A 21,219-nucleotide genomic window follows, 5' to 3' on the forward strand; every position below is an offset into this window, starting at 1 on the left:
GCCCACCGGGAAGGCTGAGATGACAACCCTGAGCAGACCACCAGCCGATCCGTCGGCGCAGCGACCAGGCCGCAAGGCGGCCCTGCGGAAGTGGCTGCTGGTGGGGCTGCAGGACAGCAAGGGCACGCACCAGGGCCCCGGCGGCGTGCCGGATGTGCACGAGAAAAAGCACAGCTGGTGGCAAGTGATGTGCCTGACCGGCGTCGACTATTTCTCCACGTTGGGTTACCAGCCGGCCATCGCCGCGCTCGCGGCCGGGGTGATTTCCCCGCTCGCAACACTGGTACTGGTGGCCATCACGCTGCTGGGAGCGCTTCCGGTCTACCGCCGGGTCGCCGGTGAGAGCCACCGCGGCGAGGGCTCCATCGCCATGCTCGAACGCCTGCTGCCGCGGTGGGGAGGAAAGCTGTTCGTGCTGGTCCTGCTCGGCTTCGCCGCGACCGACTTCATGATCACCATCACGCTGTCGGCAGCGGACGCCACGGCCCACCTGGTGCAGAACCCGATCGCGCCGGCATGGCTGCAAGGCCAAAACGTGGTGGTCACGCTGCTCCTGCTGGCCCTCCTCGGCGCGGTGTTCCTCCGGGGCTTCAAGGAGGCCATCGGTGTGGCCGTGGTGATTGTGGGGCTTTACCTGGGCCTGAACGTCGTGGTGGTTGTCTCCGCGCTGGGACAGGTGCTGACCCATCCGCTTGCCGTCGGCAACTGGTGGCAGGCCGTATCGAGCGCACACGGAAACCCGCTGCTGGCCGTGGGCTTCGCGCTCGTGGTCTTCCCGAAGCTTGCGCTGGGTCTCTCCGGCTTTGAAACCGGCGTGGCAGTGATGCCCCAAATCAAGGGCCGGCTAGACGACTCCGCAGAGTACCCCGCCGGCAGGATCGCCGGGGCCCGCAGGCTGCTGACCACCTCCGCCGCGATCATGAGCGTTTTCCTGATTCTGAGCAGTTTCACCACCGTGGTGCTGATCCCGGAGCAGGAGTTCCAGCCGGGCGGACAGGCCAACGGGCGGGCCCTGGCCTTCCTCGCCCACCAACAGCTGGGCGTGGGCTTCGGCACCGTGTATGACCTTTCGACCATCGCGATCCTCTGGTTCGCCGGGGCCTCCGCGATGGCGGGACTGCTCAACCTCGTGCCCCGCTACCTGCCCCGTTACGGTATGGCCCCGGCCTGGGCCAAGGCGGTACGTCCGCTGGTCCTGGTCTTCCTCCTCATCGGATTCCTGATCACCTGGCTCTTTGACGCCGACGTCGACGCCCAGGGCGGCGCTTACGCCACCGGCGTGCTGGTGCTGATGACGTCGGCCGCAGTGGCGGTCGCGCTGTCGGCCCGCCGCAAGCGGCAACGTAAACGCACTGTTGGCTTCGGGGTCATTGCCGTCGTCTTCATCTACACCACGGTGGCGAACATCATCGAACGGCCCGAGGGAATCCGGATCGCATCGGTCTTTATCCTCGGCATCGTTGTGATCTCCCTGCTGTCGCGGGCCGGGCGCTCCTTCCAGCTGCACGCCACGCAGGTGCACCTGGACCGCCAGGCCCTGGAATTCATGTCCGATGAGATCGACGGCCCGCTCCGGCTGATCGCCCACGAACCGCTCCGCCTCAGCGCCGAGGCGTACCAGCAGAAGCTGGAATCGGCGATCGAGGTCAGCCACTTGCCACTTGATTACCGGGCCTTGTTCCTTGAGGTCAGCGTCGACGATTCTTCCGACTTCGAGACGGAACTGGAGGTACGCGGCATCACCCGGCACGGCTACCGGATCCTGGCGGTCCAAGGCCCGGTAGTGGCCAACACGATCGCCTCCGTGTTGCTGCATATCCGGGACGTCACCGGGCTGATGCCCCACATTTATTTCCGCTGGACCGAGGGAAACCCGGTTACCAACCTGCTGCGCTTCCTGGCGTTCGGCGAGGGTGAGATCGCTCCGGTCACGCGGGAGGTACTGCGCGAAGCGGAACCGGATGTCACCCGGCGGCCCTGGGTCCACGTCGGCTGAGCCGCCGCAGAATCCCGTGCCTGCCGCATGTGCCTGGTCCCGGGCGCGGCTGGCGTGTGCCCGGAGGCCCCAAAAGCCCAACAGCCTCCCCGGACGATTCCGGGGAGGCTGCTGTGTCTTCTAGGAAAAGGTTCCGGCGGGGCCGGGCTTTCCTGAAAGCTTAGAGCGGGCGGATGTTCTCGGCCTGCGGGCCCTTCGGGCCCTGGGTGACGTCGAACTCAACCTTCTGGTTCTCGTCGAGCGAGCGGTAGCCGCTGCTGGCGATTGCCGAGTAGTGGGCGAAAACGTCGGCGGACCCGTCATCCGGGGCAATGAAGCCAAAACCCTTTTCGGCGTTGAACCATTTAACTGTGCCTGTAGCCATGCTTTATCCTTCTGAAACGCTGCTGATCTCCGGCGGCCACGGAGGCCAACGGCTGCGGAGACATTCGTCCGCTGTCCCCAACGTACGGGGCCGGACGCCCGGGTGCAAGGGTTTGGCCGCCGGAGTTCGTCCGGTGACCCCGGACCGGGGGCGGTGGAATCCGCTCCCGGACCTCAGCCGGACACGATGCGGACCGTGCCGGCTGCGCCGTCGACCGTGACCACCTGGCCGGTCTGCAGCCGGGAAGTCGCGTCAGGCACCCCCACCACGGCGGGGATACCGTATTCACGCGCCACCACCGCGCCGTGCGAGATCACCCCGCCCATCTCCATGACCAGGGCGGCAGCAGTCATGAACAGCGGCGTCCAGCCCGGGTCCGTCGACGGCGCCACCAGGATCTCACCGGGCTCCAGCCGGGCGCCCACCGGATCGAGGATCACCCGGACCGTCCCCGTGGCGGTCCCGGCCGACGCCGCCGTCCCGGCCAGGTCCGCGGACGGCGTCTGCCGGGCCATCAGGGCCGCCTCCACGTCGGTCCCGTCGGAAAGCAGCACACGTGGGATGTGCCGGCGCCGCAGTTCGGCGTCGTACACCCGCCGGCGTGCCGCCACCAGGTCCTGCAGGTTCGCTCCGCGCAGGCCCACGCGGGTTTCGTCGAAAACCAGGAAAAACACATCGTCCGCCGCCGCGAGCGCCCCAGAGCGCACCAGTTCGGTGCCCACCAGGAGCAGTTGACGGCGGACCTCGGCCAGGACCTTGATGATATGGAACTTGGGCAACTCGCGCAGCCCGGACAGTTCCCGGACCTCCCGCAGGGCGAGCCGGAGCAGCCGGGCACGCCACGTGCCGCGGGCGGCAGCCCGTTCGACCAGGTTCCGGATTCTCTCCTCGGCGTGCTCGGCAGCCCCGCGGAACTGCCGATCCGGGGCCTGCAACGGGTCCTCGACGCGCAGATAGTTTGAAATCATCCCAAGGATGTGGTCCGGCTCATCCGACCAGCGCGGCATGCCCAGGTCAATTTCGGCGACGGCGCGGTGGCCGTAACGGGCAAGGAAGTCCCGCACCCCCTGCTGCGCCGTGGCCGGCAGCGTGCCGTCCCGGTAGGCGGCAGCCAGCCGGCCCGGGTCCTGGGCCAGGAACGCTTCCCGGGCGGCCGGATCCGTTCCGACCCTCACGGACAGCTGCCAGAGCAACAGGTCCATCTCCGTGGTGACATTGTGCGGCAGGCCGCGCAGCACCGCCTCCAGCTCGCGGGGTTCAGCGATGCCGCGGAGCAGCCTGCGGGCCAGGGCGAGCATGATGTAGCCGGCAGCGGGGCCCGGAAGGGTGGCCCGGATCAGCCCGCCGACGTTCCGGTCCACGAGGTGCTCGGCGTGGTCGAGCCGTTGCGTGGCAGTGGCCGGTTCGGCCAGCACCAGCGCCCGCGCCAGGCGGTCTTCGTAGGCGTCTGCCCGGCGCAATGCCCGGGCCGGCCGGAGCGCAGCGCTGATCACGGCCGGAATCAGGCCCAGGGTCTCGCCGAGCCCGGCGCCAGCGTTCCTTCGAGCCCGGGGACCGCGCCGGCGCCGGAGGGCCAGGGGCTCGGACAGAGCCTGGCCAGGCGGTCGCTTGGCGGCGAGCCGTGGATCAGCCAGCAGCGCGGGAAGGACCGCCGCCGATCTTCCGTCGGCGAGCGGGAGGACCCGTTGCAGGTAACGCCGGCCCCAGCGGCTTTGCAGCGACGAGGTCAGGTCCACGAACATCCGCAACCCGGGGTTGAAGTAGCGCCAGGTTCCCCTTTGCTCGCCCATCTTCGCGAAGGCCGTGAGACCCATCGGGGTGATCGGCCGGGTCAGGCCTTGCAGCAGGGTGCCGCACAGGTAGACCCTGATGCCGCCCGGGTCCCCGCCGGCCGGTCCCGGCGCGGCCGGGTCGGAGGCGAGCAGGTCATCCAGCGGGTACAACGTCGTGATGGGGCGGGACTGGGTCAGCCAGGCTTTTCCGGCGCCGTCGAAGACCCACTCCACGTCCTGCGGGGCGCCGAAGAGCTCCTGGACGTCGGCGCCCAGCCGGGTGAGTTCGGTGATTTGGGCGTCGTCCAGGCTCCAGGTGCGTGCCGGATCGTCCCCGGGGCCGCGGCGCAGGACCTTGGCGGTGGCGGTGTCCACGGTGAACTGGTCGGGGTTGACGGAGCCGGAGACCACGGCCTGGCCGGGCCCGGGGCTGGCGTTGATTACGGTCTCGGTCCGTGTGCCGGTGACCGGGTTCGCGGTAAACATGACCCCCGCGGCGGAGGCGTCGACCATGACCTGGACGACGACGGCGAGCCCCGCCTCCCGGTGGTCGATCCCGTTGGCGATCCGGTAGGCCACGGCGCGGTCGTTCCACAGCGAAGCCCAGCACCGCCTGACCGCGTGAATAACCGCCTCCGCGCCCGAAACGCCGAGGTAGGAGTCCTGCTGGCCGGCGAAACTGGCGAAGGGCAGGTCCTCGGCGGTGGCCGAAGAGCGCACTGCCACCGCCGGCTCCACCCCCAAACCGGCGTAGCCGCTCCGCACGGCCGCCTCAACTTCGGGCGGAACCGCCGCGGACTCGACCAGGGCCCGGGCGCGGCCCGCCGCCTGGGCGATGCCGGCCGCTTCCGGTCCGCCCTGCGTCGCGGCTGCCTCCGGTGCTGCGGTGCCGGGGACGCGGTCCAGGTGTTCCACCAGCGCCGCGAGCCCGGGCGGTGCGGCCAGCCGGTAGGCGTCCGTGGTGAGGCAGAAGCCCCGGGGCGCCGGAAAGCCCGCCGCGGCCAGCTTGCCGAGGTTGAGGGCTTTGCCGCCCACCTGGTCCAGCGGTGCCGCGCCTGTGTGGCGAAGATCGACGATCAGATCCCGGGCTGCCCCGCCGGCCACGGGCAACCCTGCCGGCTCGACGTGCATGGCGTCCGCCTACGCGGCCGGCTGGTGTTCGGTGACCTGCATAAACCTGGCCATGACGGCTCCTCGGAGGCTGCGGGTGCTGATGCGCCTCACGGTAGACCCGCCGTCCCGGCTGTGCAAGGCCTCGCCGGGAGCCAGCCTCCGGGCGCCGGTCAGGGCGTCAGCAGCACCTTGATGGCGCGCCGTTCGTCCATCGCCCGGTACGCCTCGGGCGCCTCCTCGAGCGGCATGACGACGTCGAACACCCGGCCCGGGTTGATGGTGCCGTCGAGCACGTCGGCGAGCAACTCCGGGATGTAGGTCCGCGCCGGAGCCATCCCGCCGCCAATCGAGATGTTCGTATCGAACAGGTAGCGCAGCGGAACCTCGCCACCGCCGGTCGGCACGCCCACAAAGCCGAGCGCTCCTCCCGGACGGACGCTGTGCAGCGCCTGGTCCATGGATTCCTTGGTGCCGACACATTCGAGTACGGAGTCGGCAAGCACCCCGCCGAGCAGTTCCCGGACCTTCGCGATGCCGTCCTCGCCGCGCTCTGCCACGATGTCCGTGGCCCCGAACTCCTTGGCGATGGCCTGCCGGTCCGCATGCCGGGACATGGCAATGATGCGCTCGGCGCCGAGGCGTTTGGCGGCGAGCACGCCGCAGAGGCCGACGGCGCCGTCGCCGACCACGACGACCGTCCTGCCCGGGCCGGCTTTCGCGGCGAGGGCTGCGTGGTGGCCTGTGGCCATGACATCGGAGAGCGTGAGCAGGCTGGCGCGGAGTGCGTCGTCGGGCTCGGTGACGCCGGGGACCTTGACGAGCGTCGATTCGGCCAGCGGCACCCGGACGGCCTGGCCCTGGCCGCCGTCGACCGGCAGGCCGGCATCGTCCTTGCCGCCCCAGCCGGCCAGGTGGTCGCAGGCGACGGTGACGCCGTTGAGGCACTGCGGGCAATGTCCGCAGCTGACCACGAACGGCGCGATCACCAGGTCGCCGACGGCCAGCTCCGTCACCGCGTCACCGACGCTCTCGACCAGGCCGATGAATTCGTGCCCGATCGCGGTGGGCCTGCGGGTGGGACGCACCCCGCGGTACGGCCAGAGATCGGAGCCGCAGACGCAGGCGGCGGTGACCTTCACGACCGCGTCCGTGGGCTGCCGGACGGTGGGGTAGTCGCGGTCCTCAACCCGGATGTCACCGGGACCGTGGATGATGGTGGCGCGCATGGGGGCTCCTCGTCGGGTGGTGGTTGGGCTCGCATCGAGTGTAGACCCACGCACCGCGCCCGCTCAGCCGGGTGGGCCCTTAGACGGCTTCGAGGACGCTGACGTAGTTGGCGATACCGACGCCGCCCATGTTCTGCACCGCGGCCCGGCGCGGGGCGGCCAGCTGCATGTCCCCGGCGGTCCCGGTGAGCTGCATGGCCGCGATGACGTGCTGGGACACGCCGGTGGCGCCGACCGGATGGCCCTTGGCCTTGAGCCCGCCGGAGACGTTGATCGGCAGTTTGCCGTCCTTGAACACCCAGCCTTCCTGCAGCGCACGGGCGCCCTGGCCCGGCCCGGTCAGGCCGATGACCTCGTACATCAGCAGCTCGGCGATCGTGAAGCAGTCGTGGACCTCGGCGAAGTCCAGGTCCTCCAGCCCGACGCCGGCCATGCCCAGGGCCCGCTGCCAGGAGGCGCGGGTTGCCGCGAAGGCCGTGGGATCCCGCCGGTCGGCGGGGAAGAAGTCGTTCGCCTGGCCGAATCCGGCGAGCCGGACCGGCGCGGTGGCGCCGCCGGTGGGGGCGACGCTCAGCACGACCGCGGCCGCGCCGTCGGACACGGGGGAGCAGTCGGTGCGGCGCAACGGATCGGCGACCATGGGGTTCTTGTCCGAGACGGTCCGGCAGAACTCCTCGCCAAGGTCCTTGCGGAGCTGGGCGTACGGGTTGTCCACGCCGTTGCGGTGGTTCTTCGCCGCGATCGTGCCCAGCACGTCGGAGACGGGCCCGTAGCGTTTCTCGTAGTGCTTGGCCACGTCCGCGAAGAGCCCGGTGAAGCCGGTGGTGGACGGCTTGCCGGCCATGTCATAGTCAGCGCCGAGCAGCGCGGCGCCGACCACGTCGGCGCCGGCCTGGGTCATTTTTTCCGCCCCGATCACCAGGACCGTCTTCGCGGTTCCGGCCAGCAGCGACTTGGTGCCCTGCTGGAAGGCGGCCGAACCCGAGGCGCAGGCGTTCTCCACCCGGGTCGACGGCACATTGGCGAGCTGCTCCGAGACCTGCAGAGCCAGCGAGGACGGGAATGCCAGCGGCATCATGCCGGAGTTGAACTGGCCGAGGTAGATTTCGTCGATCTGGCCGGCTTCGATCCCGGCGTTGCCGATCGCCTCGGTGGCGACCTGGACGATCAGGGACTCGAGCGTCTCGTCGGTGAGCTTGCCGAAGCGGCTGTGGCCCCAGCCGGTGAGGAGGACGTCTTTGCCAAACTGGTCTTTGAGGCTCATGCCGTGGCTCCTTCCAAGGCGGGGGCTGCGTCGTCTTCCAGTTCGACGTCGAACTCCGCCTCGGTCTTCTCGCGGATCTCCTCCACCGTGACGCCGGGGGCGAGACGGGTCAGCGTGAGCCGGCGGGCGCCGCCTGCTTCTTCGTTCTTCACCAAGTCAAAGACCGCGAGGTCGCTGATGATCCGGTCCACGCAGCTGAGCCCGGTGAGCGGCAGGGTGCACTCGGTGACGATCTTGGCGGTGCCGTCCTTGGCGTTGTGCTCCGTGAGGACCACGACGCGCGGGGTGCCGGCGACGAGGTCCATCGCGCCGCCCATGCCCTTGACCATCTTGCCCGGGATGGTCCAGTTGGCCAGGTCGCCGTTGCCGGAGACCTGCATGGCGCCGAGGATGGCGACCTTGACGTGGCCGCCGCGGATCATGCCGAAGGAGGTGGCGGAGTCGAAGATGCTCCCGCCGGGCAGCACGGTGACGGTCTGCTTGCCGGCGTTGATCAGGTCCGCGTCCTCCTCGCCTTCGTAGGGGAACGGGCCCATGCCGAGCAGTCCGTTCTCGCTCTGCAGCACCACACGGACGCCGTCGCGCAGGTTGTTGGCGACCAGCGTGGGGATGCCGATGCCGAGGTTGACGTAGTCGCCGTCGTTGAGTTCTTCGGCCGCAATGGCGGCCATTTCATTCCGGGTCCAAGCCATGGTGATTCTCCTAAAAGAGGGTGGGGTGGGCGGCGTTCCGGCCGGGTTAGGCGCCGGCGGCGGCGCCTGCCGTTTGGGCTGCCTCCGCCCGGGGCCGGACGGTGCGCTGTTCGATGTCCTTGATCCGGTCGCTGGCCTGCACCAGGCGCTGGACGAAGACCCCGGGGGTAATGATGTGGTTGGGGTCCAGTTCGCCGGGCTCGACGATGACCTCCGCCTCGGCGACAGTGACCGCACCGGCCATAGCGACGATGGGGTTGAAGTTCTGGGCGGTGTAGCGGTAAATCAGGTTCCCGTCGGTGTCCGCGGTGTGCGCGTGGACCAGGGCGACGTCGGCGGTGATGGCGCGCTCCTGGACGTACGTTTCGCCGTCGAATTCCGCCAGCGGCTTGCCTTCGGCGACCAGGGTGCCGACGCCGGTCTTGGTGTAGAAAGCGGGGATTCCGGCGCCGCCGGCGCGGAGCCGCTCGGCGAGGGTGCCCTGCGGGGTGAACTCGACGTCGAGCTTCCCGGCCAGGTACTGCTCGGCGAAGAGCTTGTTTTCGCCGACGTAGGAGGCGATGACCTTGCGGACCTGGCCCGCCTCGATCAGCACGCCGAGGCCCTTGCCGTCGACGCCCATGTTGTTCGAGACGACGGTGAGGTCCTTGACGCCGGAATCCCGCACCGCCTCGATCAGATCCGCGGGAATTCCGCTCAGGCCAAACCCGCCGACGGCGAGGGTCATTCCGTCCCGCAGGACGTCCTGCAGCGCGGCGGCCGCATCGGATTTCAGCTTTGACATGGTGCATCTCCTCATTGAGCATCCGTCGTTATCCACGTTGTGGACTCTGTCTCTGATGCTGGAGCCTACGGGCCGTCAAAGCCACCTGTCAACGGCTGAATTCTGCAATTTTCAGCCGGTTTTTACAGTGTGGACGCTAAGCTGGTGCCTGTCCACATTGTGGATGAATAGCGGTTATTTAACCAAGGAGCAGGATGAATACGTCGCCGGTCCAGGGCGCCCAGGTGGTCAGCCGCGTCGCGGCGCTGCTGCGGATCGTCAGCCGGAAGCCCGGAGGCTCGGCCTTGGCCGAGCTGGTCCGGGAATCCGGACTCACCAGGCCCACTGCGCACCGTCTGCTGAGCTCGCTCGCTGCAGAGGGCTTGCTGGACCAGGACCCGCACAGTGGCAACTGGGTGCTGGGGCCGGAAGTGTTGCTGATGGGATCGGTGGCGTCGGCACGCTTTCCGCTGGAGGACATTGCCCGGCCCAGCCTGCGACGGCTGGCGGAGGAGACCGGGGAGAGTGCGTTCTTTTCGATCCGCCGCGGCGCCGAAACCGTGTGCCTGCTCCGGGAGGAGGGCAGCTTTCCGGTGCGCTCCTTCGTGCTCCATGAAGGTGTCCGCTTCCCGCTCGGCGTTGCCTCGGCCGGAACAGCGATCATGGCGTTCCTGCCGGCGGAGGAGCAGGAGGAGCTGCTGGCCGGCTGGACTGGCCACGCCGGCACGTTCGCCGCCGGTCACCCCGAGGCGCTGGTCCGGGCCAACCTGGAGGCCACACGGCAGGCCGGCTTTTCGGTCAACCCGGGTCTCGTGCTGGAGGGGAGTTGGGGGATGGGCGCCGCCGTCTTCGACCGGCGCGGCCGGCCGGCCTGGGCGCTGTCCCTCACCGGGATCGAGCCGCGGTTCCGGGCGGACCGCCGCGACTTCCTGGGCCGGCTGCTGATGGAAGAAGCACACCGCATCTCCGGGCAGCTTCAGGGCAAGTAGCCGGGAAATCTCGACAAACCCGAGGGGGCGGAGCACGATGATAACTGCAGCCCAAGGGCTGCATGCGCTGAGACCGCACCGCACTTCTTGTCCGGGTGGCGTGTCCGGCCCAAGCCTACTTCCAGCCTTGACACTGGGGGACCCGGAGCCGAAGCAGAGAACGGCGGACGCAGTCCAGACCGGAGCGCGCCGACGCCGCAACAGGCGGTGTCCCGCGCACATGCTGGCAGTTGCCCGGCTGTTTCCCCCCAGCTAAATAAAGGAATGAGTCTCATGACTCCTCTAGCAGAATCCCACCACGCGCGGTCCTTGCTGCGTGTCCTCATCACGTTCACCGCCGCCCTGGTGCTGCCGGTGGCCGTCAGCGGCGCCGTTGCCGCCGATGGCGGAAAATCAACCCGGACGTGGACCGTGCAGGTCGGGTCCGAATCATCGGACCAGGCCATCCAAGGCATGGCATTCCTGCCCGAAAACATCTACGTCAACGTGGGCGACAGGGTCACCTGGCGGGCCAACTCCGCGGAAATCCATACCGTGACGTTCCTCGCCGAGGGCCAGTCGTTGGAATCCACGCAGCCGTTCAACCCCGCGCTGCCTGCCAACATCTCCCAACTCGGCGGAAAGGACTATGACGGTCACTCCTATTACAACTCCGGCATCCTGACCAACGTCTCCGACAGCGGCTTCAAACAGGTCAGGAAATACACCTTGGGCTTCCCGAACGCAGGGGATTTTGTTTATTACTGCCTGGTCCACGGCATGGCCATGAAAGGCACCGTCCATGTCCGGGCTGCGGGAACCGACTACCCCTACAGCCAGTCGCAGTACGACCACCAGACGGAGAAGCAGGAACGAGCCATCCTGCGGGACGGGCACCGGCAGTGGGACATGGCCCGCGCTAAGGCCGACGCTCACACGGTAGTCGTCGGAACCGACAACGCAACCGCCATGGTGATGCGCTTCGTCCACCAAAAGATCGAGGTCCGCGTCGGGGAGACGGTGACGTTCACCAACAACGGCATGGGTGCCCCGCATACCGTCACTTTCGGAACGGAACCGGCCAATGTCTTCGCCCCGCTGGGTGACCGGACCCACTTCAGCGGCGGAGACCTGAACTCGGGAATCATCCCACCGCGGGGAAGCTACACCGTGACCTTCATGAAGGCCGGCGAGTTTGATTACATTTGCGCCCTGCACGACTACATGGGCATGGTGGGAACGGTGGAAGTGCGCGAGTAAGGGGCGCTACTGCTTCCACCAGGTGTCGAAAATGGTGACCGGGACGGTGCGCTTGTGCCGGGTCACGAGGTACTTCCGCTCGATCAGTTCGGCCGCCCCCTCGGGGATGTTCCGGCCCTCGAGGTAATCGTCGATGGTGTCGTAGCTCAGGCCGAGTTCGTCCTCGTCCGTGCGGCCTGGCTGGCCGTCCAGCAGGTCCGCCGTCGGGACTTTTTCCCAGATCCGGGCGGGCGCGCCGAGCTCGGCCAGCAGGGCCCGGTTCTGGCGCTTGTTCAGGCCGAACAGCGGGAGGATGTCCGCGCCGCCGTCGCCGTACTTGGTAAAGAAGCCGGTTACGGATTCGGCGCCGTGGTCCGTGCCGATCACCAGGTAGTTGTGCTCCCCGGCCAGGGCATACTGCGCAATCATGCGGGTGCGGGCCTTCGTGTTGCCCTTGTGGAAATCGGAGATGCCGTTGCCGACGGTTTTTTCGAACTCCTCCTCGAACCCGTCCACCGCGGCGGAGATGTTGAAGGTCCACTCCGTCTTGGCCCTGATGAAGTCCAGCGCCGCCTGGGCGTCCTCCTCATCGCGCTGCACGCCGTACGGGAGCCGGACCGCCACGAAATTGGCTTCCACTCCCTCGGCGTCGAGCTCCTCGACGGCGAGCTGCGCCAGCCGGCCCGCCAGAGAGGAATCCAGGCCGCCGGAGATGCCCAGGACGAAGCCCTTCGTGTGGCTGGCGCGCAGGTAGTCCTTGAGGAAGGCGACCCGCCGGCGGACCTCCGCTGCAGGGTCGATCCGGGGCAGCACGCCCATTTCCTCGATGATCTTTGCCTGGAGTTCGCGCATGCCCTCAGCCTAGCCAGCCCTGTCAATCGCGCTCAACTGTTGGGGCCCTCCCGCCAGGGCCCGGAGCGGCGTAGCGTGGCGGCATGGAGAAGACCGGTTGCGTGGTGGTGGGCGGCGGCCCTGCCGGCATGATGCTCGGGCTGCTGCTGGCCAGGGCAGGGGTACGGGTGACGGTGCTGGAGAAGCACCCTGACTTCCTGCGGGATTTCCGCGGCGACACGGTGCACGCCTCGACGGTCCGGCTGATTGACGAACTCGGGCTGGGCCGGGAGTTCCGCCAGCTGCCGCAAAGCCGCCTCAAGAATGTCGTTCTTCCCGTTCCCGGCGGGCCGCCGGTGACCCTGGGTGACTTTGACGCCCTCCCGGCGCCGTACAACTACGTGGCGATGATGCCGCAGTGGGACTTCCTGAACCTGCTGGCCGGCGCGGCGGCGGAGGAACCAGGGTTCACGCTGCTCATGAGCCACACCGCCACCGGACTGATCCGTGACGGAGGCCGGGTCCAGGGTGTGCGCTTCCGCAGGCCGGACGGCGGGCAGGACGAACTCCTTGCGGACCTGGTGGTGGCCACGGACGGGCGTCATTCGGTCCTCCGCGCCGCCGCCGGACTGGCGCCGAAGGAGTTCCCGGTGCCCTTCGACACCTGGTGGTTCCGGTTGCCCCGGTTTCCCGAGGAAGCCGGGGAGGTCGGCGGCCTGGTCCCGGCCTTCGCGCCAGGGGAGGCGCTGGTGGCCCTGTTCCGCAACGACTACTACCAGATGGGCTACCTCGCTCCCAAAGACGCCGGGGCCAGGATCCGGGCGGAGGGCGTCGAGGGCTTCCGACGGCGGATCGCCGGGCTCCGTCCCGACCTCGCCGACAGGGTGGATGCGATTCGTTCGCTGGACCACCTGCACTGGCTCGACGTGCGCCTGGACCGGCTGGGCTCCTGGCACATCAACGGGCTGCTCTGCATCGGCGACGCCGCGCATGCGATGTCACCGGCCGGCGGCGTCGGCATCAATCTGGCCATCCAGGATGCCGTGGCGGCCGCCGAACTCCTCGCCCCCGCACTGCTCCGCGGCCGGGTCACGACGGCGGACCTCGCGGCAGTGGAACGCCGGCGCCGGCCCCCGACGATCATTGTGCAGACCGCCCAGCGGCTCATGCACCGGGTGGTCTTCGGGCCGGTCATGGCCGGGAAGAGGACCAGGTTTCCGGCCGCGGCAATGTTCATCGCGCGGCGGATCCCTGCTGTCCGGCGGATCGCGCCACGGTTCATCGCGTTCGGGCCAAGGCCGGAGCATGCGCCGGCGTTCGCGCGCCGGGCCGAAGCCGAGCCCGGGCGGGACTAGTCCCGGACGGTCGGCGTGGGCGCGATCCGCTGGGCGCGCCGCCCGCTCGACGCCGGCCGGGGCAGCGGATCACGGTCTGGCCGTGCCACTAAACTGGGAGCCATGACTGCCACCCGTGACTTTGCGGCCGACGCTGCCGCCGCCCGTGCCCGCCTCCTGGAACTGATCAAGGAGCTCGCCGTCGTCCGCGGCAAGGTCACCCTCTCCAGTGGCGCGGAGGCCGACTACTACATCGACCTGCGCCGCATCACGCTGCACCACGAGGCGTCCAGACTCGTGGGCCAGGTCATGCTGTCGCTGATGGACGACGCCGGGATCGACTTTGACTGCGCCGGCGGCCTCACGATGGGCGCGGACCCGGTGGGCACCGCCGTCATGCACGCTGCCGTGGAGGCGGGCCGTCCGGTGGACGCATTCGTCGTCCGGAAGGCGCAGAAGTCCTACGGCATGGGCCGACAGGTTGAGGGCCCCGCCGTCGAAGGCCGGAAGGTGCTGGTCCTGGAAGACACCTCCACCACGGGCGGGTCCGCGCTGACCGCGGTGGAAGGGGTGCGTAAAGCCGGTGGAAATGTGGTGGCGGTGGCGGTCATCGTGGACCGTGACACCGGTGCGAAGGAGAAAATCGAAGCAGAAGCCGGCGTGCCCTACCTGTTCGCCTTCGGCAAGGACGAACTTGGCCTGAACTAGCGCTTCGCTGCGGAGGAGCCGTGTAGACGGCGCTGTGGGGGTGACTTATTATCTTCTCTGAAGTACTTGGCCGGCACCTCTGTGCCCCTAGGTGGAGAGATGCACCCTATGTTCCAGCCCCAGGACTACCCGAGCCCGGCGGACCTCAGCACCGTCGACCGGGTCCAGAATCTGATTCTCGACAGCGTGGACTTTGAAGATTTCCTTAACGAATTGGCCCGCTTTTCGGCCCACCAGGTAGCCGGCGAAGGCGACGATGCGCTGTGCGGGATCACCCTGCTGCGGGACCGCAAAGCCGCCACCATCGGCTGGAGCAGCGACTCCGCCCGAGAGGTGGACGAGATCCAGTACCGGCTGGCGCAGGGGCCGTGCCTGACGGCGGCCCAGGAGGAGCGCGAGGTCTACGTCCCCGATCTCTTCGAGGAAGACCGCTGGGGCCCCGACTACGCCAACGCCGTGGCCGCGCACGGGTTGCGCTCGGTCCTGTCCGTCCCGTTCCAACTCCAGGGCGAAGCGCAGGCGGCGATGAACCTGTACTCGGACGTTCCGCGCAAGTTCGACGGCGAGGTGGCCGCCCGGGCGCGGGACTACACCCGGCAGATCTCCCAGGCCCTCCGGATGGCGGTGCGCTTCTCGCTGCACACCGACAGCGCCACCAACCTGCGTGCAACGCTGGAGTCCCGCACGGTGATCGACATGGCCATCGGTATCGTCATGGCGCAGAACCGCTGCAGCCAGGAAACGGCCGTGCGTATCCTCACGGACGCGTCGAGCAACGGCAACGTGAAACTGCGCGACGTCGCCACCTCGCTGGTCGAGTCCGTAGGCGGGGCGGTGACCAGGACGCACTTCCAGGAACCGGAGCGTCAAGCCACCGGATAATCCGGCGACCCTGTTGCCTCATGTCAACACCTCCGGCTACGCGGAGGTTATTTGTGAGTCAACGCGGTGACCCTGTTGCCTCATGTCAATACCTCCGGGAAGGTGCAGTCGTTGCCTCAGATGAAAACCTCCGGTTGTCGCGGTGGTTCCATCGTTCGTTCACGGCGGGTTTGATCGGGGCCGGTTGTTTGGCGGTAGCGAGGGTTTCGAGCCGGCCGGTGAGGGCCAGGATCTGCCGGGAGAGGGCGGCGGGGCGGATCTTCTTGTACTGGGCGTTCATCCGGATCACGGGCATCCGTGACAGGGCCGGGTGGGCGGCTGCGCGCCGGTGCGGGGTGGCTGCCCGGTCATGGGTTTTGCTGACTTTGGCTCCGTGGCGGACCTTGGCGATGAGTTTTTGCTGGGGCAGCAGGTAGTTGGTGAAGATCCGGTCCAGCTCCCAGATCTGGTTGAGCAGATCCAGTTCCGCGGCGGTGTCATAGCGGAGGTAGCCGACCAGCTCACGGACCCGGGACCAGTTCTTCTGCTCCACGTGCGCGCCGTCGTTCTTGTTGCCCGGACGGGACCGGGTGAAGGTGATGCGCTGCTGCAGGCAGAACTCGAAGAGCTCGTTGTTGATGAACTCGCTGCCGTTGTCCGAATCGATCCCGGCCACGGGAAACGGGAAGACCGCCAGGACATGCTGCAGGGCTGCGAAGACGTGCTTCTGCGCCTTGTTCGGCACGGACCGGTTCACGGTCCAGCCGGTCGCGATATCCGTGACCGTGAGGGTGAAGCAGAACTGGCCGGAACTGTTCGCTCCGTCGTGGCCGACCAGATCGATTTCCACGAAACCCGGCACCGCGCCGTCCCACTGGGCCCAGGTCCGGACCGGGATCTGGGACTTCAGCAGCGATCCGGGCTTGGTATGGGACCGGCCGTGGGGCAGCAGTTTCGCCCGCTGGCCCGCCAGCCGCCGGTCGATGGTCGCCGCGCTCATCCGGGACAGCAGCGCCGCCTGCGCGTCGGTGATGTCCAGGGCCTTCTCAGCCCGCAGCATCGGGACGAGATCGGGCAGCATCGGTGCCAGCAGCTTGCCCGCCGGCCCCCGCAACACAGCCCAGCACACCACGAGCCCGGCCTGCAGGTCCGCCCCGTACACCGGGGCGCGCCCGGGCCTGACCGGCCGTGGCCGCGGCGGATCGAGCGCATGCCGCAAGACCGCCCGCGCATGGTCCCGATGCCAGCCGGTCAACTCGACCAGTTCATCCAGGATCCGCCCCTTCCTGGCACGGTCACCGGCCCGGTAAGACTCAGCCAAATGCTTCGTCACCGCCTTGCGCTCACCCATCGTCAATCCCATCCCTCAAGGATCTCCGCCCCAGCCCGCCCCTGCCGGAGGTTTTCTCCTGAGGCAACGTATCCGGCTACGCGGAGGTTATTTGTGAGTCAACGCGGTGACTTGTGCCGGCCCGACCCTGCGGGCTACGCTGAGGACTGGTTGAGCCGTCGGCCATAGACACTTTCTTTGGAGTACCTATGGACCAGTCTCTTAACGCCCACGTTAAACTCGACGTCGCCCTGGACGTCATCCGGATCGACATCCGCGGCAGCCTCAGCCAGGACACCCGCCCGGCCCTGATAGAGCTGATCCAGCGCATCCGCCGCGGCGGCATCAGCGCCCATATCCGCGTCGAATTGGCCCACGCCCAGTTCGTGGAGTCCAGCGCCCTGGCCGGATTGCGCAACGATCTCAACGCCATCGGCAACCCGGACCAGTTTGAGGTTGCCGGGGCGCCCCGCGCGGCCGGAGTATCACTGGAGCTGCAGATGCTGGCCGAGGAATTCGGCAGGGTTCTCCAGCCGCTGGACCTTCCCGCCGAGCTCATGGCCTCGGCCGGCTCACAGGGGACCCAGCCGCTGGCCGGCTACTCCTACGACGAATTGCTGGCTGCCAGCGACACGGTCTTCAGCAAGCTGGACGATCCTGCCAGCGGCGCGCCGTCGGACCTCCTGGCCACATATGAAGACCTCAGCCTGGAGATCAGCCGGCGCGAACGCGGCCGTGAGACCGAGCCTGCCTAGCCGCTCCGGCCGGGCCACGCGCTGTCTGCCGCCCTCCCCGCGCTGTTTCCGCCGACAGGCTTTTCGCTGACGGACGTCTCGCTGCGCGGGTTTTCGCTGCACGCAGACCACTGGCTACGGTAGAGGTGTGCCGCCTGACACGGAAGCGAACGACCGGCGCGGGCCAGGGGACGCTGAGGCCCGTGTGCTTCGGCACGCCGCCGTACTTGAACGGCTCTCCCGGCGCAACTTCCTGATCGGTGCGGGTGCCGCGTCCGTCCTCGCCGCCGACATGCTGCTGACCCGGCGCGTGCAGACCGAACGGCGGGTTAACAAGATCCTCGAAGTCCCCGACGACGTCGCCGAACGCTACTTCCCGCGCGCCAGCTGGATCCTCTTCCCGGGATACAAGACCAGCTGGGAAGAGGGACAGTGGATCCTGAACTCGTTGCGCGGAACGTTGAACAAACGCGGCCAGCTGGCCGCCGTCGGGTATTCCAACGTGGGCCTGGACATCGACAAGATCGTCATTGCCGTCATCGAACATGTCCGGGCACACCAGCTCGACACCCTCTACTTCTACGGCCACAGCTTCGGCGGAATGGTGGCCGTGCAGGTGGCCGCCCGGCTGCTTGAGCTGCACGGTGTCCCCGTCGCGTTCATCCTGCTCGACTCCAGCCCTGCCAGCCGGTATGACGTCCTGGACCAGAGCTGGTTCGAAGGCGTGGTGTTTCTCTACGAAAGCGGCTTCCGGTTCCCCAGCGTGCTGCGCGGCGGCTACGAACTCGGCGAGCGGGTGCTCAACAAGCACGAACGCACCTGGGGGCAGATCCTGGACCAGACCTGGGAACAGCTCTCGCCGATCGCCCCGTCCAGCGTGCTGATCCAGACCGAGTCGGCCTACATCTACCACTTCGACCCGAACCGGTTCGTCGGAAAGCTCGGAGCCGCGAAGATGGCGTTCATCGGCAACCCCGCGGACCAAACGGTGAGCTACGAGACGGCCCGGGACACCTGGATGCTCCGCTTCAAGGACAACATGGTCTCGGATTCGCTCCGCACGGACGGGGCCAGGCCGCCGCACGCCAGTCCGCAGTGGAACCCGTTCGTCTACCGGCCGCTGATCGAAACGCTCCAGAGCGACTTCCTGCCGCTGCCCTCCGGCGGCGGGAAGAAGACCGCGTTCTAGCCCTCCGCCCCGGGAGCGACTAGACCTGGTTCAACAGATCGGCCACCGAATTCAGCACCTGGTTTGGCCGGAACGGGTAGGACGAGATGTCGTTCCGGTGGGTGATGCCGCTGAGCACCAGCACGGTGTGCAGGCCCGCTTCCATGCCGGCAATGATGTCGGTGTCCATCCGGTCCCCGATCATGGCGGTCGTCTCGGAGTGCGCGTCGATCCGGTTCATTGCGGAGCGGAACATCATCGGGTTGGGTTTGCCGACAATGTACGGCTCCCGGCCCGTCGCCTTGGTGATCAGCGCCGCGATCGCACCGGTGGCCGGCGTCGGGCCGTCCTTGGAGGGGCCGGTGGCGTCCGGATTGGTGGCGATGAACCGGGCGCCGCCCAAAATCAGGCGGATGGCCGCGGTGATCGCTTCGAAGGAGTAGGTCCTGGTCTCGCCGAGCACCACGAAGTCGGGGTCCTGGTCGGTGAGGATGAAGCCTGCCTCGTGCAACGCCGTCGTCAGCCCGGCCTCGCCGATCGTGTAGGCGCGGTTGCCGGATTCGTAGCCGTGCACCTGGTCCTTGAGGAATTGGGCGGTGGCCAGGGCCGACGTCCAGATGTTCTCCTCCGGGATTTCCAGCCCGGACCCCCGAAGCCGGGCGGCCAGGTCCCGCGGGGTGAAGATCGAATTGTTGGTCAGGACCAGGAACCGTTTGGAGGTGTCCACCCAGCGCTGGATCAGGTCCGCGGCGCCGGGGACAGGCTGGTTCTCGTGGACCAGCACGCCGTCCATGTCCGTGAGCCAGCACTCGATCTCCTGGCCGCTGCGGTAGATCGACGACGGCCGTCGATCGTCGTCCGGGTCTGCCTGGTTCGCCCCGTGGTTCTGGTATTGCTCCGCCATGGTGTCCTCCGCCGCTAGTGCCGCCGATAGTGTCCCGCTTCCGAACCCAGTCTAATGTTGAGTCGTGACCGACCCCGAGACTCCCGCCGAAGCACCCGGACCCGAGACTCCCGCCGGGGTTACAACCGGGCCGGAGAACGCAGACGGCCCGGAGGACGCACGCGCGGAGGTCGGCGTTGGGCCGTGGCCCGGGCCGTGGCCGGAGGGCGACCACTGGGACCCGGACCTGCTCGCGGACGGCGACCGGCGCAACGTCCTCGACAAGTACCGCTACTGGAAGCACGAGGCGATCGTCGCGGAACTCGATTCGCGGCGGCACAACTTCCACATCGCGATCGAAAACTGGCAGCACGACATGAATATCGGCACCGTCGTGCGCAGCGCCAACGCGTTCCTGGCCAAGGAAGTCCACATCATCGGTCGACGCCGGTGGAACCGCCGCGGGGCCATGGTCACCGACCGCTACCAGCATGTCCGCCACCACCCCACCGTGGATGACTTCGTCACGTGGGCGCAAGGGGAGGGCCTGGCGATCATCGGCATCGACATCTTCCCGGACTCCGTGCCGCTGGAGACCTTCGAACTGCCCCGGGACTGCGTCCTGGTGTTTGGCCAGGAGGGGCCCGGCCTGACCCCGGAGGTCCACGAGGCGGCCGTAGCGACCCTTTCGATCGAACAGTTCGGCTCCACCCGCTCCATCAACGCCGCCTCCGCCGCCGCGATCGCGATGCACGCCTGGATCCGCCGGCACGTCTTCGACCAGCGGGTCTAGCCGTAAGTGCTGGTTCCGGTCTGCTAGTCCGTCCGCGCGAGATGGCACGTGGCGGCAGTGTTTTCGGAAAACACTGCCGCCACGTGCCATCTCGGTGCGGCGACTGCCCCGCCCCTGTGGATAACCCGGGCGGAAGCTGCGCGGAACAGCAAGAATGAGCCCATGCGTCGGGCGCCTCTTCCCCCACACCTCACCACCGGATCCTTCTCGCTGAGAGCGGCGGACAAGGCCGGCGTCACTCGGACCCGGACTCGCGCCAGCGATCTAGTCACAGTGTCGCGCGGCATCCGGATGCCGCTGGCATCCGCCGCCGCCGGCCCCGCGGCCCTGCGCGCCTACACGGAGCTCGACGACGACTCCATCCTCGCGCTCAGCTCGGCCGCCCGCCTCTGGCAAGCCCCGCTGCCGCCCTGGCAGGGTGAAGACTGGCGTATCCACCTTGCCCGCCGCCGGGGATCCAGCATGCCGCGCAGGGCCAACGTTGTGGGGCATCTTCTGACGCTCCTGCCGGATGAAGTGGTCGAGCTCGGCGGCGTCCGGCTCACCTCGCCGGCCCGGACATTTCTAGATCTCGCCAGGATTCTGCAGGCGAATGAACTTGTGGCCGTGGCCGATTCCCTGGTCTGCGAACACGGGCCGGAGCATCCCTTTCCGCGCCGGGCACTCTGCAGCATCGCGGACCTGAGGGAGATGGTTGCCCGGCACCAGGGTGCCCGCGGTGTCCGCAAAGCCAGGGCCGCCGTCGAACTTGCCCGGGTGGGCGCCGATTCGGCGCCGGAAACTCAGATGCGGCTGGCCCTGCTGAACGCGGGGTTGCCCGAGCCGGTGCTCAACCACGTGGTGTGGGGCGATGTCGCACGGGGTGGCGGCGCGGGGCCAGTCCTCTGGCCTGACGCGGCGTACCCGCGGTGGCGGCTCGCCCTGCAGTATGAGGGGGCGCACCACAACGGGGAGGAGCAGTACTTGAGGGACATCCGACGAGCCGACACCGCAGCGCGCGCCGGCTGGCGGGAACTCAGAATCTCCCGCCTGGACCTGGCCGGAAACCGTCCCGCCGTCGTCGGAAAAGTCCGGGCAGCGCTGGAGGGTCGGGGCTGGCGACCGAGATGACACGTCGTGGCAGTGTTTTCCGGAAACACTGCCGCGAAGTGCCACCTCGGCGAAGGGGCGGAGGTGAAGG

19 protein-coding genes are annotated in these 21,219 nt (G+C 68.2%); 10 read left to right on the top strand and 9 right to left on the bottom strand.

The annotated features are described in order from the left end of the window. Nucleotides 1–19 precede the first annotated feature (19 nt). Entirely contained in the window at nt 20–1,996 is a 1,977-nt protein-coding gene (locus AC3ANP_RS06895; RefSeq protein WP_488332585.1) for an APC family permease, read from the top strand. A gap of 160 nt (nt 1,997–2,156) precedes the next feature. On the opposite strand, the gene AC3ANP_RS06900 is transcribed toward AC3ANP_RS06895, so the two are convergent. From AC3ANP_RS06900 to AC3ANP_RS06925, 6 genes are all read right to left on the bottom strand, one after another. Further along, nucleotides 2,157–2,360, bottom strand: coding sequence for a cold-shock protein (locus AC3ANP_RS06900; protein ID WP_013599688.1), 204 nt, complete (start codon nt 2,358–2,360; stop codon nt 2,157–2,159). Between the two features lie 173 nt (nt 2,361–2,533). Beyond that, nucleotides 2,534–5,263 (bottom strand): PEP/pyruvate-binding domain-containing protein, encoded by a 2,730-nt coding sequence (locus AC3ANP_RS06905; RefSeq protein ID WP_488332586.1) that lies wholly within the window; start codon nt 5,261–5,263, stop codon nt 2,534–2,536. 152 nt (nt 5,264–5,415) lie between these two features. After that, complete coding sequence (locus AC3ANP_RS06910; RefSeq protein ID WP_488332587.1) at nt 5,416–6,471, bottom strand: zinc-dependent alcohol dehydrogenase family protein; 1,056 nt, start codon at nt 6,469–6,471, stop codon at nt 5,416–5,418. Nucleotides 6,472–6,550: 79 nt separating this feature from the next. Then, nucleotides 6,551–7,735 (bottom strand): acetyl-CoA acetyltransferase, encoded by a 1,185-nt coding sequence (locus tag AC3ANP_RS06915; RefSeq protein WP_488332588.1) that lies wholly within the window; start codon nt 7,733–7,735, stop codon nt 6,551–6,553. Next, entirely contained in the window at nt 7,732–8,427 is a 696-nt protein-coding gene (locus tag AC3ANP_RS06920; RefSeq protein ID WP_488332589.1) for a CoA transferase subunit B, read from the bottom strand. Before AC3ANP_RS06920 ends, AC3ANP_RS06915 begins: the two co-directional genes overlap by 4 nt. 46 nt (nt 8,428–8,473) lie before the next feature. Beyond that, nucleotides 8,474–9,211 (bottom strand): CoA transferase subunit A, encoded by a 738-nt coding sequence (locus tag AC3ANP_RS06925; RefSeq protein WP_488332590.1) that lies wholly within the window; start codon nt 9,209–9,211, stop codon nt 8,474–8,476. Nucleotides 9,212–9,405: 194 nt separating this feature from the next. Here AC3ANP_RS06925 and AC3ANP_RS06930 point away from each other — a divergent pair, with 194 nt between their 5' ends. Beyond that, entirely contained in the window at nt 9,406–10,179 is a 774-nt protein-coding gene (locus AC3ANP_RS06930) for an IclR family transcriptional regulator (RefSeq protein WP_488332591.1), read from the top strand. A gap of 273 nt (nt 10,180–10,452) precedes the next feature. Continuing rightward, nucleotides 10,453–11,418 (top strand): plastocyanin/azurin family copper-binding protein, encoded by a 966-nt coding sequence (locus tag AC3ANP_RS06935; protein WP_488332592.1) that lies wholly within the window; start codon nt 10,453–10,455, stop codon nt 11,416–11,418. Nucleotides 11,419–11,424: 6 nt separating this feature from the next. Here AC3ANP_RS06935 and nadE read toward each other — a convergent pair whose 3' ends face one another. Further along, nucleotides 11,425–12,249 carry an NAD(+) synthase gene (gene nadE, locus AC3ANP_RS06940; protein ID WP_488332593.1) on the bottom strand — a complete coding sequence of 275 codons (825 nt, stop codon included), beginning with the start codon at nt 12,247–12,249 and terminating at the stop codon, nt 11,425–11,427. An 83-nt stretch (nt 12,250–12,332) separates the two neighbouring features. Between nadE and AC3ANP_RS06945 the strand changes: the two genes are divergently transcribed. The 3 genes from AC3ANP_RS06945 (at nt 12,333) to AC3ANP_RS06955 (ending at nt 15,152) form a co-directional block, all read left to right on the top strand. Then, complete coding sequence (locus AC3ANP_RS06945; protein ID WP_488332594.1) at nt 12,333–13,583, top strand: FAD-dependent oxidoreductase; 1,251 nt, start codon at nt 12,333–12,335, stop codon at nt 13,581–13,583. Nucleotides 13,584–13,685: 102 nt separating this feature from the next. Beyond that, complete coding sequence (pyrE, locus tag AC3ANP_RS06950) at nt 13,686–14,270, top strand: orotate phosphoribosyltransferase (protein ID WP_488332595.1); 585 nt, start codon at nt 13,686–13,688, stop codon at nt 14,268–14,270. A 108-nt stretch (nt 14,271–14,378) separates the two neighbouring features. Then, the gene (locus AC3ANP_RS06955) at nt 14,379–15,152 is read left to right on the top strand and encodes a GAF and ANTAR domain-containing protein (protein ID WP_488332596.1); all 774 of its coding nucleotides are present in this window, start codon (nt 14,379–14,381) and stop codon (nt 15,150–15,152) included. 85 nt (nt 15,153–15,237) lie between these two features. On the opposite strand, the gene AC3ANP_RS06960 is transcribed toward AC3ANP_RS06955, so the two are convergent. After that, on the bottom strand, nt 15,238–16,494 hold the full coding sequence (locus AC3ANP_RS06960; protein WP_488331162.1) for an integrase catalytic domain-containing protein: 1,257 nt from the start codon (nt 16,492–16,494) through the stop codon (nt 15,238–15,240). 176 nt (nt 16,495–16,670) lie between these two features. Between AC3ANP_RS06960 and AC3ANP_RS06965 the strand changes: the two genes are divergently transcribed. Both AC3ANP_RS06965 and AC3ANP_RS06970 read left to right on the top strand, forming a co-directional pair. Further along, complete coding sequence (locus AC3ANP_RS06965) at nt 16,671–17,216, top strand: hypothetical protein (protein ID WP_488332597.1); 546 nt, start codon at nt 16,671–16,673, stop codon at nt 17,214–17,216. Between the two features lie 127 nt (nt 17,217–17,343). Continuing rightward, nucleotides 17,344–18,384, top strand: a complete 1,041-nt coding sequence (locus AC3ANP_RS06970; protein ID WP_488332598.1) for a thioesterase domain-containing protein — start codon at nt 17,344–17,346, stop codon at nt 18,382–18,384. A gap of 19 nt (nt 18,385–18,403) precedes the next feature. Here AC3ANP_RS06970 and AC3ANP_RS06975 read toward each other — a convergent pair whose 3' ends face one another. Continuing rightward, the gene (locus AC3ANP_RS06975) at nt 18,404–19,267 is read right to left on the bottom strand and encodes an HAD-IIA family hydrolase (protein ID WP_488332599.1); all 864 of its coding nucleotides are present in this window, start codon (nt 19,265–19,267) and stop codon (nt 18,404–18,406) included. Nucleotides 19,268–19,331: 64 nt separating this feature from the next. Here AC3ANP_RS06975 and AC3ANP_RS06980 point away from each other — a divergent pair, with 64 nt between their 5' ends. Both AC3ANP_RS06980 and AC3ANP_RS06985 read left to right on the top strand, forming a co-directional pair. Further along, nucleotides 19,332–20,039: a TrmH family RNA methyltransferase gene (locus AC3ANP_RS06980; protein ID WP_488332600.1), complete on the top strand. Its 708-nt coding sequence runs from the start codon at nt 19,332–19,334 to the stop codon at nt 20,037–20,039. Between the two features lie 162 nt (nt 20,040–20,201). Beyond that, entirely contained in the window at nt 20,202–21,149 is a 948-nt protein-coding gene (locus AC3ANP_RS06985) for a hypothetical protein (protein ID WP_488332601.1), read from the top strand. The last annotated feature ends 70 nt before the right edge of the window (nt 21,150–21,219 follow it).

This window comes from Arthrobacter sp. JB02-1C, from assembly GCF_057748045.1.

Excerpts from the sequence above, each read along its gene's own strand:
- AC3ANP_RS06960 (WP_488331162.1), bottom strand. The coding sequence starts at position 16,494 with ATGGGATTGACGATGGGTGAGCGCAAGGCGGTGACGAAGCATTTGGCT.
- AC3ANP_RS06925 (WP_488332590.1), bottom strand. The coding sequence starts at position 9,211 with ATGTCAAAGCTGAAATCCGATGCGGCCGCCGCGCTGCAGGACGTCCTG.
- AC3ANP_RS06895 (WP_488332585.1), top strand. The coding sequence starts at position 20 with ATGACAACCCTGAGCAGACCACCAGCCGATCCGTCGGCGCAGCGACCA.
- AC3ANP_RS06915 (WP_488332588.1), bottom strand. The coding sequence starts at position 7,735 with ATGAGCCTCAAAGACCAGTTTGGCAAAGACGTCCTCCTCACCGGCTGG.
- AC3ANP_RS06920 (WP_488332589.1), bottom strand. The coding sequence starts at position 8,427 with ATGGCTTGGACCCGGAATGAAATGGCCGCCATTGCGGCCGAAGAACTC.
- AC3ANP_RS06955 (WP_488332596.1), top strand. The coding sequence starts at position 14,379 with ATGTTCCAGCCCCAGGACTACCCGAGCCCGGCGGACCTCAGCACCGTC.
- AC3ANP_RS06900 (WP_013599688.1), bottom strand. The coding sequence starts at position 2,360 with ATGGCTACAGGCACAGTTAAATGGTTCAACGCCGAAAAGGGTTTTGGC.
- AC3ANP_RS06945 (WP_488332594.1), top strand. The coding sequence starts at position 12,333 with ATGGAGAAGACCGGTTGCGTGGTGGTGGGCGGCGGCCCTGCCGGCATG.
- pyrE (WP_488332595.1), top strand. The coding sequence starts at position 13,686 with ATGACTGCCACCCGTGACTTTGCGGCCGACGCTGCCGCCGCCCGTGCC.
- AC3ANP_RS06905 (WP_488332586.1), bottom strand. The coding sequence starts at position 5,263 with ATGCACGTCGAGCCGGCAGGGTTGCCCGTGGCCGGCGGGGCAGCCCGG.
- AC3ANP_RS06975 (WP_488332599.1), bottom strand. The coding sequence starts at position 19,267 with ATGGCGGAGCAATACCAGAACCACGGGGCGAACCAGGCAGACCCGGAC.
- AC3ANP_RS06910 (WP_488332587.1), bottom strand. The coding sequence starts at position 6,471 with ATGCGCGCCACCATCATCCACGGTCCCGGTGACATCCGGGTTGAGGAC.
- AC3ANP_RS06935 (WP_488332592.1), top strand. The coding sequence starts at position 10,453 with ATGACTCCTCTAGCAGAATCCCACCACGCGCGGTCCTTGCTGCGTGTC.
- nadE (WP_488332593.1), bottom strand. The coding sequence starts at position 12,249 with ATGCGCGAACTCCAGGCAAAGATCATCGAGGAAATGGGCGTGCTGCCC.
- AC3ANP_RS06930 (WP_488332591.1), top strand. The coding sequence starts at position 9,406 with ATGAATACGTCGCCGGTCCAGGGCGCCCAGGTGGTCAGCCGCGTCGCG.
- AC3ANP_RS06985 (WP_488332601.1), top strand. The coding sequence starts at position 20,202 with ATGCGTCGGGCGCCTCTTCCCCCACACCTCACCACCGGATCCTTCTCG.
- AC3ANP_RS06965 (WP_488332597.1), top strand. The coding sequence starts at position 16,671 with ATGGACCAGTCTCTTAACGCCCACGTTAAACTCGACGTCGCCCTGGAC.